12 protein-coding genes and 1 riboswitch are annotated in these 12,383 nt (G+C 65.6%); of the genes, 6 read left to right on the forward strand and 6 right to left on the reverse strand.

Translation table 11 applies throughout. The annotated features are described in order from the left end of the window. The 3 genes from AAFX91_RS31925 to AAFX91_RS31935 all read right to left on the reverse strand — a co-directional run. The coding region (locus AAFX91_RS31925; protein WP_394569246.1) for a hypothetical protein at positions 1-196 on the reverse strand (196 nt) is incomplete at its 3' end. 1 nt (position 197) lies between these two features. Beyond that, entirely contained in the window at positions 198-1,925 is a 1,728-nt protein-coding gene (locus AAFX91_RS31930) for an amidohydrolase family protein (RefSeq protein WP_394569247.1), read from the reverse strand. Between the two features lie 131 nt (positions 1,926-2,056). Continuing rightward, complete coding sequence (locus AAFX91_RS31935; RefSeq protein WP_394569248.1) at positions 2,057-2,251, reverse strand: hypothetical protein; 195 nt, start codon at positions 2,249-2,251, stop codon at positions 2,057-2,059. 171 nt (positions 2,252-2,422) lie between these two features. Between AAFX91_RS31935 and AAFX91_RS31940 the strand changes: the two genes are divergently transcribed. Further along, complete coding sequence (locus tag AAFX91_RS31940) at positions 2,423-2,629, forward strand: hypothetical protein (protein WP_394569249.1); 207 nt, start codon at positions 2,423-2,425, stop codon at positions 2,627-2,629. Between the two features lie 11 nt (positions 2,630-2,640). Here AAFX91_RS31940 and AAFX91_RS31945 read toward each other — a convergent pair whose 3' ends face one another. Next, positions 2,641-3,864, reverse strand: coding sequence for an MFS transporter (locus AAFX91_RS31945; RefSeq protein WP_394569250.1), 1,224 nt, complete (start codon positions 3,862-3,864; stop codon positions 2,641-2,643). 263 nt (positions 3,865-4,127) lie between these two features. Here AAFX91_RS31945 and AAFX91_RS31950 point away from each other — a divergent pair, with 263 nt between their 5' ends. Continuing rightward, positions 4,128-5,390 carry a hypothetical protein gene (locus tag AAFX91_RS31950; RefSeq protein WP_394569251.1) on the forward strand — a complete coding sequence of 421 codons (1,263 nt, stop codon included), beginning with the start codon at positions 4,128-4,130 and terminating at the stop codon, positions 5,388-5,390. Between the two features lie 199 nt (positions 5,391-5,589). Here AAFX91_RS31950 and AAFX91_RS31955 read toward each other — a convergent pair whose 3' ends face one another. Beyond that, positions 5,590-5,751, reverse strand: coding sequence for a hypothetical protein (locus AAFX91_RS31955; RefSeq protein ID WP_282532536.1), 162 nt, complete (start codon positions 5,749-5,751; stop codon positions 5,590-5,592). An 84-nt stretch (positions 5,752-5,835) separates the two neighbouring features. Next, the gene (locus AAFX91_RS31960) at positions 5,836-8,100 is read right to left on the reverse strand and encodes a TonB-dependent receptor (RefSeq protein ID WP_394569252.1); all 2,265 of its coding nucleotides are present in this window, start codon (positions 8,098-8,100) and stop codon (positions 5,836-5,838) included. Between the two features lie 111 nt (positions 8,101-8,211). After that, positions 8,212-8,409: riboswitch (cobalamin riboswitch) on the reverse strand. Between the two features lie 182 nt (positions 8,410-8,591). Here AAFX91_RS31960 and AAFX91_RS31965 point away from each other — a divergent pair. The 4 genes from AAFX91_RS31965 (at position 8,592) to AAFX91_RS31980 (ending at position 12,200) form a co-directional block, all read left to right on the forward strand. Further along, positions 8,592-9,566, forward strand: a complete 975-nt coding sequence (locus tag AAFX91_RS31965; protein WP_394569255.1) for a FecCD family ABC transporter permease — start codon at positions 8,592-8,594, stop codon at positions 9,564-9,566. Then, on the forward strand, positions 9,563-10,336 hold the full coding sequence (locus AAFX91_RS31970; RefSeq protein ID WP_130583622.1) for an ABC transporter ATP-binding protein: 774 nt from the start codon (positions 9,563-9,565) through the stop codon (positions 10,334-10,336). Before AAFX91_RS31965 ends, AAFX91_RS31970 begins: the two co-directional genes overlap by 4 nt. Next, entirely contained in the window at positions 10,336-11,166 is an 831-nt protein-coding gene (locus tag AAFX91_RS31975) for an ABC transporter substrate-binding protein (protein WP_394569253.1), read from the forward strand. Before AAFX91_RS31970 ends, AAFX91_RS31975 begins: the two co-directional genes overlap by 1 nt. Before the next feature lie 359 nt (positions 11,167-11,525). Further along, the gene (locus tag AAFX91_RS31980; protein ID WP_394569254.1) at positions 11,526-12,200 is read left to right on the forward strand and encodes a DUF938 domain-containing protein; all 675 of its coding nucleotides are present in this window, start codon (positions 11,526-11,528) and stop codon (positions 12,198-12,200) included. The last annotated feature ends 183 nt before the right edge of the window (positions 12,201-12,383 follow it).

Below are 12,383 nucleotides of genomic sequence, written 5' to 3' on the forward strand. Positions count from 1 at the left end.
CAGACCTGAACGAAACGAGAATTGTGTTACCCATGTCGTCGGTTTGAAGTGTTACCCATGTCGCCGGTTGCTCACGTGCGGCGCCGTCTTCACGACGTCTTCGTCGTCCGTAGGGGTGGGGAAAGCGTAGCGTGCCCACCATCGCGAGCGTCGCGCCAAAATGGTGGGCACGGCGCTGACGCGCCTTTGCCCACACCCTACGCCGCCGAATGCGTCGCCTGCGTGCCGCGGATCAACCGGCCGGGTCTTGCGCCCGTGGCCGTGCCGCCGCGCTGCGTTACCACGCCCGAGACGATGGTCGCCTCATAGCCGTCGACCTGCTGCAGGAGGCGGCGGCCGCCGACGGGGAGATCGTAATGCACCTTCGGCGGGTGCAGATGCAGGTGGTCGTAATCGATCACGTTGACGTCGGCCTTGTAGCCGGGCGCGATCAGGCCGCGGTCGGCGAGGCCGACCGAGAGCGCGGTCTTGCGCGATTGCACCGCGATCACGAAGGGGATCGAGAGTTTTTCGCCGCGGGTGCGGTCGCGCGTCCAGTGGGTCAGGAGATAGGTCGGGAAAGAGGCATCGCAGATGATGCCGCAATGCGCGCCGCCGTCGGAGAGGCCGGGCACCGAATTCGGGTCCAGCAGCATCTCGCGCGTCGCGTCGAGATTGCCGTCGGAATAATTGAGGAACGGCACGTAGAGCATGCCGCGGCCCCCGTCGGTCAGCATCGCATCATAGGCGAGTTCTTCCGGGCGCTTGCCGAGCCGGCGCGCCTGCGCGCCCAGCGTGTTCTCCGGTGGCTGCTCGTAATCCGGCGGATTTCCGAGCAGATACATCTTGTCGTAGTTCGGCCGGAAGAACAGCGGGTCGTCGGTGTCGCTGGCGTTCTCGGCGAGGATCGCGGCGCGCGTCTCGGCCTGGTGCAACCGCGCCACCCGCTCCTTGAGCGGCAGGTGCGCAATCGCCTTGTAGCTCGCATGGGTCTGGAACGGGTTGCGCGATAATTCGAGCCCGAGCATCAGCCCGACCGGACGCGCCGCGATCTGGGCGGTGATCGATAGCCCGCGGCGGCTTGCCTCGTTGATGGTGTCAAGCGTCTGGCGCCAGCGCCGCGGCGACTTGTCGTTCTGGGTGATCGAGAACGAGATCGGGCATTTCGTGTTCTCCGCCACCCGCAGCATCATCGGCAGGTCTTCGTGGACGGTGGAGAGATCGAGCACGAATTGCAGCACGCTGCGGCCGACCCCATGCATCGCGCCGGCGATCGCGGTCAATTCGTCCTCGCCCGCCTTCAAGGTCGGCGTGAAGTCGCCGGTCGAGGTGCGGTGGTTGAGGGTGCGCGAGGTGGAGAAGCCGAGCGCGCCGGCGCGAACCGCATCGCCCGCCAACGCCGCCATCTGCCTGTTGTCCTCCACCGTGGAGGGATCGCGCCGCGCGCCGCGTTCGCCCATCACATAGACGCGCAGCGCGGCATGCGGCAGTTGCGCGCCGATGTCGACGTCGAAGCTGCGCTTCGACAGCCAGTTCATGTAGTCGGGAAAACTCTCCCATTCCCAGGGAATGCCGGCGCTCAAGACCGGCTCGGGAATATCCTCGACGCCTTCCATGAGCTGGATCAGCCTGGTGTGGTCGCTGGGCCGGCAGGGTGCGAAGCCGACGCCGCAATTGCCCATGATCGCTGATGTGACGCCGTTCTGCGAGGAGGGCGTGATGTCCTGGCTCCAGGTCACCCGGCCGTCATAGTGGGTGTGAACATCGACGAAGCCCGGCGCCACCAGCTTGCCGCGCGCGTCGATCTCTTCCTTGCCTTTGCTCGCGACCTTGCCGACCTCGGTGATCTTGCCGTCCGCGATCGCCACATCGGCTTCATAGAGGTCGCCGCCGCTGCCGTCCGCAATGGTGCCGCCGCGGATCACGATGTCAGGCGCTGAGGTCATGGCGCTTCATCCCGATTTGTTGTTGTTGCCCCGCATCATCGGTCGTCCCTCGGTGCTGTCAACCGGCGGGGATGAGGTTCAGCAATGCGCTATGGCGCCGCAACCTGGGAATATGGCGGTGTTGTCAAAGCCTAGTCCATGTCGCGGAAGGCGTGACCGTTGGTTTCGATCTTTTTCACAAGGTCCGGCGGCAATTCGGCTTGTGCCGCCGTGCCGTCAAATGCCCATTCCTCAGGATTGGCCAGGTCGGGAAGACCGGCCCCTTTGCGCACATAGAGGCCCAACGTCGGCTTTTGCGGATTAATGTAGAGATCGTACTCCTGCATTGAGATGTCTCCTCTTCTGTTGCCAGCTCAGGATCGCATCAAGCCGCGTTGGCTCGCCTCCTGGTCAGATTATCGCGATCGGTTACAGCCGTAAGCATTTAGTTCGAGGCAGTGATCGGACCGTAACGGGCGCACCGCAGTGTCCTTTGAAAATCACTGCGGAGATCTCTCGTGACCGCGACCACCAAAGGCAACGAGTGCGCAGTTTCCATGCGGCCTGCCGAGGCCGGCGAACACGTTACCGGCGCCGCGTGCGTGCCGACACGTCGAGACCGCGGCGTTTGCGCGCTTCAGACCATCTATCTCGGTGTCGCCTGTTATGTCGGCCTGAGCGATTGCGCGGATCGTTTGGAAGCGATCGCTCGCGAGGAGGTCTAAACAAGTGGTTATCAAGCCGCTGCGTGCGCTTCCGATCCCTGCGGCTTGCGGTCGGTGACGAGCGCGAGCAGCACCGTCAGCACCATGAAGGCGGCGGAGGCGCCGAACACCCAATGCGGCAGGTTGTGGTCCATGATCCAGCCGAACAGCAGCGGGCTTGCGATGCCGCCGAAGTTGAAACCGGTGGAGACGATGCCGAAGGCGCGGCCGGCCGCACCGGGAGGTGCTGCGTTGCGCACCAGCATGTCCCGCGAGGGCGTGATCACGCCGCCGAGGAAGCCGGCCAGGCCCAGCGCCGCGGTCAGCACCGCCGATGGCAGGTTGACCATCGCGATCACGACCACGATCGCCGCATTGACGGCAAAGCAGGCCGCCGCGACCTGGCCGTGGCGATGGGTGCGGTCGGCGAGATAGCCGCCGGCGAGCACGCCCGCCGCGCTGGCGCCGAGGAACGCGGTCAGCGCGATATTGGCCGACGAGAACGACACGCCATAGCCGCCCATCAGCGCCACCACGCCGAAATTATTGATCCCCGCGCTCGACAGGCTGAGCAGCGTGAAGAACACGGTCAGCACCATGATCGCCGGCGTCATCACGCTGGTTTTCACCTTCTCACTGCCCTCGGGCCTGTCCTTCGCGGCGCCCGCGTCGGGGATGCCCATGATGACGAGCAATAGCGCCACCAGCGGGCCGATCGCGCCCGCGACCATCAATGCGCCGAGCCCGCCGATTGCAGCGACCAGCGCCGCCATGATCGCCGGTGCCACCGCGCCGCCGAGGAAGCCGGCAAAGGTGTGGACCGAGAACGCGCGGCCCATGCGCGCCTCGTCCATATGTGCCGATAGGATCGCGTAGTTGGCGGGGTGATAGACGCTGTTGGCAAGTCCGAGCCCAATCGCGCTTGCGATCAGCGCGGGATAGCTCAAATGCGAACCGAGCCCGATCAGGGCAAAGCCGCCCAGGCAGAGCCCGATCAGGAGGATTTTTCGCGCGCCGATATGGTCGGCGAGATAGCCGATCGGCGCCTGCGTCAGGCCGGAGACCAGCGCGAACACGGTGAGCGCGAAGCCGAGCTCGATATAGCCGACGCCGAGCCGCTCCTTCAGGAACGGGAACAGCATCGGCAGCACGAAGATATGGAAATGGCTGACCCAGTGCGCGATCGAAATCCCCGTCAGCGTGCGCGCCGCGCTGTCGGTCTTCAATTGCTGCGGTGCGGCGAGAACATCAGCCATATCAGTGAGAAGCCCATCAAATGTGATGCCCGGCGGGGCTTAAAGCATGATCCGGAAAAGTGGGAACCGGTTTTCCGAAAAGATCATGCTCAAACAGAGAGCCAGATCATGATCCGCTCGGATCATGATCTGGCGCGAAAATATCGGCTGGGCGTTATTTGTCCATGAAGGCCGCTGCATGGCTGACCCGGCGAACCGCGACCGAGCGACATGCGGCATTAAAGCGGCGAGACAAGCCACTCGCATTGCAGCAATGATCTGGCATGACCGATCCGGCAAGAAAGCTGCGCGTCCTGATCCCCGAGGGGGCGAGCACTTCGGCGCGCGAGGCGATCACGATCCTCGGTCTTGCCGGCCACCATGTCGAAGTCTGCGATCCCTCGCCCTGGTGCCTGTCGCGCTATTCGCGCTTTGTGCGGAAATTCCACCGCTGCCCGGGGTTGCGCCACGACCCCGAGGGATTCCTTGGTTATATCGAGCGGCTCCTGGAGGCACCGTTCGACGTGCTGCTGCCGACCCATGAGCAGGGTTTTCTGTTCGCGCGCGCCGAGGCGCGATTGAAGGGCCGCGTCGGCCTGGCGCTGCCGCGGTTCGACAATTACCGGATGGTGCACAGCAAGGCCGGCTTCAGCCGCCTGCTCGACCGGTTGGGTCTGCCGCAGCCGCCGACGCGGATCGTGACCTCGGAGAGCGAGCTGCGTGAGGCCATCCGCTTTCCCTCCGTGATCAAGACTTCGGTCGGCACGGCAAGCCGCGGCATCTGGTTCGTGCGCGACGAAGCCGATTTCAACATCGCGCTATACGAGCTCGGCGCGAGCGATACCTTTGCCGACGAGCTTCTAGTCCAGGATCTCGTCACCGGCACCACGGAGAAGGCGCAGTCGGTATTTTGCTTTGGGAAACTGGTCGGTTTCCACGCCTACCGGCAGGTCGCGCCCGGCGTCGGCGGCGGCGAGGCGATCAAGGAAAGCGTCAGCCGTCCGCAGGTGCACGCCTATCTGGAAGCGATTGGAGAAACGCTGGCCTGGCACGGCGCGCTGTCGGTCGATTACGTGATGCCGATCGACAGCTCCGTGCCGCTCCTGATCGATTGCAATCCGCGCCTGGTCGAGCCGCTCAACGCCTTCCGCGCCGGCACCGATCTGGTCGATCTCCTGCTGCGCGTTTCGCTCGGCGAGACGCCAAAACCCTTGCCTGAGAGCCGCACCGGCGTGCGGACGCATTTGGCGATGCAGGCGTTGCTCGGCCAGGCCTCCCGCGGCGGTACCAGGCGCGACATTCTGGTTGAGTGCGGCGATCTCCTGAAGACCTCAGGGCCCTACAACGCCAGCACCGAGGAGTTGACGCCGGTGCAGCTCGATTGGCTCAGTGCCGTGCCGCTGGCGATGACGGCCGGCCTCACTTTGGTCTCGCCGAAACTGGCAAGGACGGTCGCCCGCGGCGGCTTCGGCGCGCATCTGCTCGACCTGAAGAGCATCCGCAAGATCGAGCGCGAGGATTTCGCCGGACTGCATCAGCCGCCGTAGCCGCCGTAGGGTGGGCAAAGCGCAGCGTGCCCACCTTCCCTTGCACCGCCCGTGAAATGGTGGGCACGCTGCGCTTTGCCCACCCTACAATTCTGGGCAACGCTCTCACCCCGTCATTGCGAGCGCAGCGAAGCAATCCACGTCTCCGCTAGCGGCGCGATGGATTGCTTCGCTTACACTCGCAATGACGGGAGGCGTCTCACAACGGCTCGTCGTCCGGGCCGTAGCGATCGCGCTTCGGCGTGGCGATGTCGCCGTCTTCGTAGTCGTCGTCCTCGTCGTGGCGCGCAGGTGGAGGCGGCGGCTTCGGCTTGCCGCCTTCCTGCTTTGGAGGTTGGTTTGTCTTCCCGATCCCGCCCATATCGATCTCCCGCCATCACGACATAATGGCTGATTCGGGCGGGACAAGCCGGTCCGCGCGCAGGCCACGGACCGGCCGATTGCTTCAGAACGTCGCGCCGGCCTTTACGAGGAAAGTGCGGCCCGGCAGCGGATAGGCGTTGAAGCGGCCGGGCGTGAAGTTCGAGGCGATGGCGTAGTCGTAATAGAGCGCATTGAGCAGGTTGTTGACGCTGACCGACCAGAAGAAATGCTCATAGGCGCCGCTGAGCTTGAGGTCGATCGTCGCATCGCCCGGAATGCGCGTTTGCGTATTGGCCTGGTCGTTATCCATGACGCGCGAGCTCCAGGCGCGCAGCGTGGCATCGAGCACGAGATAGTTGTCCCAGATATTCCAGGTCACGCCGAGATTGCCGGTGTAGCGCGACACCAGCGGCACGTCGTTGCCCGCGAACTGTCCCTCGCGGAACACAGCACGCGTGTAAGCCATGCCGCCGCGCAGCGACACGGTATCGCTGACGCGCAGCGAAGCCTGCGTCTCCGAGCCATAGCGCCGGGTCGGCTCGAGGTTGACGTTGAAGAACAGCACCGGATTGAAATGGATCTCGTTCTCGAGGTCCATGTTGTAGACGCTGGTCTGCACCTGGAATCGGCCCGTCTTGACGCGGAATCCGCCTTCGACGTCATGCGAGGTCTGGGTCTTCAACTGGAAATTCTGCGGCAGCGGATTGAAGAAGGCGTCGAACGCGGGACCCGTCGAGACGCGCTCGTCGACATCGGGCGTGCGGAAGGCGTGCGCGGCGCGGGCGAACACCGAGAACATTTCGGTGAAGCGATGCTCGACGCCGACATGCAGCGCGTAGTTGGTCTCGCTCTGGTCGAGCGGCGTCGCCTGCGCGTCGAAGGCGAACGGCGCGTTCGGATCGTAGCGGTCGCGCGCGTTGAGCCAGGTGTTCTGCACCCGCGCGCCATAGGAGAAATCGGTCGTGGGCAATAGGCCGACCGTGTGCATCCAATAGCCGGCGAGCGACTGCTGCGACAGGTCGTAGGTATGGATCGGCGGCACGCCCCGGAACGCGCCGCGCTGCTGGTTGAACGTCGCGTCGTAATAGTCGATGCCGGTCAGGATCGACGACGGAATCCCGAAGATCGAATTGTTGATGCTCAGCCGCGGCGTGATCGACCAGGTCTGCAGCGCGGCGTCATTGTAGGTGGATGTCGCGCTGATGAATGGTGAGGCGCCGAAGAATCCGCTTTGCGTGTCCTTCTGGCGGTAGCCGCCATCGACGATCAGGTCGACGCCGTTCAGAAGCGTCTTGGTGAAGCCAGCCGTCGCGCTCGCGCCCTGCTGGTTGCCGTAGTCGAACGGTGTGGCGGCGCCCCTGCGGTCGGTGACGAGTTGGTTGATGCCGGCGGATGGGTCGACGATCCGGCCGCCCGGAAAGCCCAGCTTCTGGTCGTCGCCGGTCACCGTCAGGAATGCTTTCAGGTCCGGCGTCGTGTAGTTGAGATTGCCGACGCCGTTGCGCTGGTCGAGCGCATTGTTCACGCGGTAGCCGTCGGACTTGATGCCGTTGCCGTAGAACGACGCCGACCATGGCCCGGAATTCATCGCGGTCGAGATCGCGGCCATGCGCTGGTTGAAGGAGCCGTACCCGGCTTCGCCCCGGATCGAGACCGGCGGGCCGCCGATGCCGGTCTTGGTGACGATGTTGATCACGCCGCCGATCGCGTTGTCGCCGTAGAGTACGGCGCCGCTGTTGCCGCGGGTGATCTCGATGCGCTCGATCGAATCCAGCGGGATGGTCGAGAGATCGACCTGCGCCATGTCGATGTCGTTGAGGCGCCGCCCGTTGAGCAGGAACAGCGTGTTGGCGGTGGCGAACGCGCCGAAGCCGCGCAGGTCGACCGAGGTCTTGGCGCCGTTTACGCCGCCATAGAGCGATTGAAGCTGCACGCCGGGCGCCTGCGCGATGATCTCCGGCAAGGTGTGCGATGGCGAATGCGCGATGTCGTCGGCGGTGATCACGGTCGAGGACGTCCCGACGATGCCGGCGAACTGCGGGCTGCCGCCGCTGCCACCGGATGAAGCTCCGCTAGCGGCGCCGCCGCCCGAGCCCGCGCCGCCGGCCGGTTGCGCGGTGGTCGGCACCTGGCCCGGCGCGGGACGCCGGGGGCCTGGAGTGCCGTCGGAAGCGGGCTTGGCACGGGTGCGGTTGTGGTCGCCAGGCGCTCTGACCTCGACCGGTGGCAATTGTTCGGAGGACGCTTCCTGCGCCTGCGCGGCAGAAACGTACAAGGCGGGCGCCAGCATGCTCGACGCGAGCAGGAGTGCCCGGCGTTGCTTGGTGGCGGTGATAGCAGAGAACATCGGCGAGACCTCGGTATGACGTCAGTGGCACGTCACAGCGATCCGAGGCTCACCATCGCGTTTCGCGCTTCAGGTGAAGCAAATGCCTGTACTCCCCGACCGACATCGTCGCGTGTGACCACGTAAGACGGCAGGTCTCCTGGCTCGCGGGTCGTTACCCTTCGTCGCCTTCCCAGGACCGAGACGCCCAGTGGCATAAGACGAAGGATTCACCGCATACAGTTGCGGGGGCAGCCGCGGCTTGAGGGAAGTTTCCCGGTACCGCATTCCCTTTTGATCCCGATAGGAACCGTCGGGGCCATCTAGGATTTTGGCGACGCCCGAGTCAATCCCGGCGAAACTGCGGCGCCCCATCCCCAATACGCTTTTTTGTTCCGGTGTCGCTTGTCTGCCACCGAATTCGCTGCAAGAAGCAGGGCGCGATGAGTGCACAGGATTTCACGATAGCGGCGGGTCTCGCCGCGCGGCGGCGGTTGGGGGCGACCGTTGCGATGATTGCGTTGGTTGCCGTGCTGATGCTGATCTCGCTCGGCACCGGCCCGGTGCGGCTGTCGCCGCTGACGGTGATCGAGGCGTTGTTCGGTGGCGGCAGCGATGTAACGCAGGTGATCGTGCGCGAGATCCGCCTGCCGCGGACCATCCTGGCGTTCGCGATCGGCGCCATTCTCGGCCTGTCAGGCGCGGCGCTGCAGGGCCTGTTGCGCAATCCCTTAGCCTCGCCCTCGCTGTTCGGCGCGCCGCAATCGGCGGCGTTCGGCGCGGTGCTGGTGATCGCGCTCGGGCTGGCCGATGTCCGCTCCTACGCGCTGCCGGTCGCCGCCATCATCGCCGCGTTCGGCTCGGTGTTCGTGCTGCTCGCGATCGCTGGCCGCAATGCGGGGCTGTTGATCCTGATCCTCGCCGGGCTTGCGATTTCGAGCCTTGCGGGCGCTGCGACGGCGCTGGTGATGAACCTCGCCAGCAATCCGTTCCTGGTGCTGGAGATCGCGTTCTGGCTGCTCGGCTCGCTGGAGGATCGCAGCTTCCAGCATGTCGCGCTGGCGCTGCCGTTCATCGTTGCCGGCGCGGCCATCCTGCTGTCGCAGGCCAGCGCCTTCCGTGCGCTCACGCTTGGCGAAGAGACCGCGCAAAGTCTCGGCGTCGATGTCGGCCGCCTGCGGCTGTTCGTGATCACAGGCGTTGCGCTCGGCGTCGGCGGCGCGGTGGCGGTCACCGGCACCATCGGCTTCATTGGCTTGGTCGCGCCGCATCTGATGCGGCCCGTGATCGGCCACGACCCGGCGCGGCTCTTGGTGCCCAGCGCGCTCGCGGGCTCGGCGCTGTTGCTCGCGGCCGATATCGCGGTGCGCATCATCCCGTCGACCTCGGACATCAAGGTCGGCGTCCTGACCTCGATCATCGGTGTGCCGTTCTTCCTCTATCTCATCGTACGCGAGCGCCGCGCGCTCGGCGGAGGCGTCGCATGACGGCGCTTGTCGCAGAACATCTTAACGTCGCGCTCGCCGGCCGCCGCGTGCTCAGCGACGTGTCGCTGCAACTCGCCTCAGGTCATCTCGTCGCCCTGGTCGGTCCGAACGGAGCCGGCAAGACCACGCTCTTGCGCGCGCTCGCCGGTCTCATTCCCTCCGATGGTGTCATCAAGGTGGGTGGCGAGGCGCTCGCCGCGCTGCCGCTGCGCGAACGGGCCAAACGCTTCGGCTATCTTCCGCAAGGGCACATGGTGCACTGGCCGCTGCCCGCGCGCGACATCGTCGCGCTCGGCCGCTATCCGCATGGTGCCACCGATCCGGCACGGCTGTCCCCGCGCGATGTCGAGGCGGTGGTGCGGGCGATGCAGGCGGCCGACGTCATGGAGTTCGCCGAGCGCCGCGTCACCGAGCTTTCCGGCGGCGAGCGCAGCCGCGTCGCACTGGCGCGCGTGTTTGCGGTGGAGGCGCCGATCATCCTGGCGGACGAGCCCACCGCCTCGCTCGATCCGCGCCACCAGATCGACGTCATGAAGGGGTTGCGTGCGGCAGCCGACAAGGGCGTGCTGGTGATCGTGGTGACGCACGACCTCGGCCTTGCCGCGCGCTTTGCCGACCATGCGCTGGTGCTGTCGCAGGGCCGCCTCGCCTCGCAGGGCGCGCCCGCGGACGCGCTGTCGGAAGCAGTGATGGCCGACGTGTTTCGTATCAGCGCCTTCCGCGCCGAATATCAGCGCGAGACGGTGATCGTGCCGTGGGCGGAGATCTGATGCGGCGCCTCGCTGCATTCCTTGCAGCGTTCGCCCTGTCCACCACTGTCGCGCTTGCGGCGAGCGCGCCGCGCATCGTCTCGATGAACGTCTGCAGCGATCAGTTGCTGCTCTCGCTCGCCGATCCCCAGCAGATCCTGGGCCTCAGCCGATTCTCCCGCGAGGCCTGGCAATCATTCGCCGCCGACAAGGCGCGCCGCTTCCCGATTCTCTCCGGCGGCGCGGAGGACGTGCTGGTGCTGAAGCCCGACATCGTCGTCGCCAGCCTGTTCGACAAGCGCGCAACGCGCGAGCTCTTGAAAGCAAACGGCCTTCATCTCGTCGAGTTCAGCGTGCCGCGCACGCTGGACGAGGTGAAGGACCAGATCCGCGAGATGGGCGAGATCGTGCAGCATCCGGACCGCGCAAAGGTCGCGATTGCAAGGCTCGACGCCGCGATCGCCCAAGCGCGCGAGGCCGCGACCGGCAAGCACTATCGCGTGCTGCCGCTGGCGCGCCGTGGCTGGGTGTCCGGCAGCGACAGCCTGGTGTCGTCGCTGCTCATCGAAGCTGGCCTCCTCAATCCCGCCGGCGACCTCGGCGTCGCAGCCGGCGGCTACGCCTCGCTGGAAGCGATCGTGCAACTGAGACCGGACTTCATCCTGGTGTCGGAGGCCGGTGACCGCGCCGAAGACAACGGCCGCGCCTTCCTGCTGCATCCGGCGCTGGAGCACTTCTATCCGCCGGAGAAACGCATTGTGCTTCCCGAACGTCTCACCGTCTGCGGCGGCGTGATGCTCGCCGACGCGCTGGACTTGCTGACGAAGGAGTTGCAGCGCGTGGCGCGGTAGCTCCATCCCCCGTCATTGCGAGCGCAGCGAAGCAATCTATCTCTCAGCTCGTCATTCCGGGGCTCGCCAACGGGTCCGCGCAAAGCGCGGCCCGATGACAGGCTCCGCGAGAACCCGGAATCCATTCTTCCACTTGCGCATGCGGCGCAATGGATTCCGGGCCTGCGCCTTCGGCGCATCCCGGAATGACGAGCGGAGAGATGGGTGCGCTCGCCCCGAATTACGCTTCCGCTTCATCCGGGGCTACGGCCGTAACCATTATGATGAAGGCGCGCCCAAATCGCGCATTGCGACGGCGCGCGCGGAATAGCAGGATCGCTACGGTGTTGCGTTTTGTACGATAGGCAAAGGAGAGCATCATGCCAGAGTTTGTGGTTGAATTCGGCAAGGACGGCGGGCGGGTCGGGGCCGACGGCCGGCTTGATGCGGCGGCCTTTCATCGCAACCATCAGCCGATCTGGGCAGTGCTGGAGAAATTTCTTTTGGGTCGATCCGGCGACGTGCTGGAGGCCGGCAGCGGCACTGGCCAGCACGTCGTGTATTTCGCGGAGCGGACCCCCGACATCATTTGGTGGCCGAGCGATCTCAACGACGCGCATCTGAAGAGCATCGCGGCCTGGCGCGCATACGCCGCCCTTCCGAACATCCGTCCGCCGCTGAGGATCGATCTCTCCGATCCGGCCTGGCCCGGTGCTGCGCCTGAGGGCGGCGAGCTGCCAAAGCTGCTCGCGGTGTTCTGCGCCAATGTGATTCACATCGCGCCCTGGCGCGTTACCGAAGGCCTGTTCGAAGGCGCCGCACGCCGCCTGCGCGACGACGGCCGGCTGTTCATCTACGGCCCCTTCAAGCGCGACGGCAAGCACACGGCTCTCAGCAACGCCGTGTTCGACACATCCTTGCGCAACCAGGATCCCGACTGGGGCGTGCGCGACATCACCGATATCGAGAAGCTGGCGGGGCGCGTCGGTCTGTCATTGGAGGAGGCGGTAGACGTGCCCGCGAACAACATGATCCTGGAATTCGCGTGCGCGTGATCGCTCCCCCGCGTCATTCCGGGGCGCGACGAAGTCGCGAGCCCGGAATCCATTGCGCAGCATACGCGGGCGGAGAAATGGATTCCGGGTTCACGCGGAGCCTGTCATCGGGCCGCGCTTTGCGCGGACCCGTTGGCGGTGTGCCGAGTATGAACGACAGCTTGGAGGTGGAAGTCCTCTATC

This window comes from Bradyrhizobium sp. 31Argb (assembly GCF_043638955.1).
Classification (GTDB): domain Bacteria; phylum Pseudomonadota; class Alphaproteobacteria; order Rhizobiales; family Xanthobacteraceae; genus Bradyrhizobium.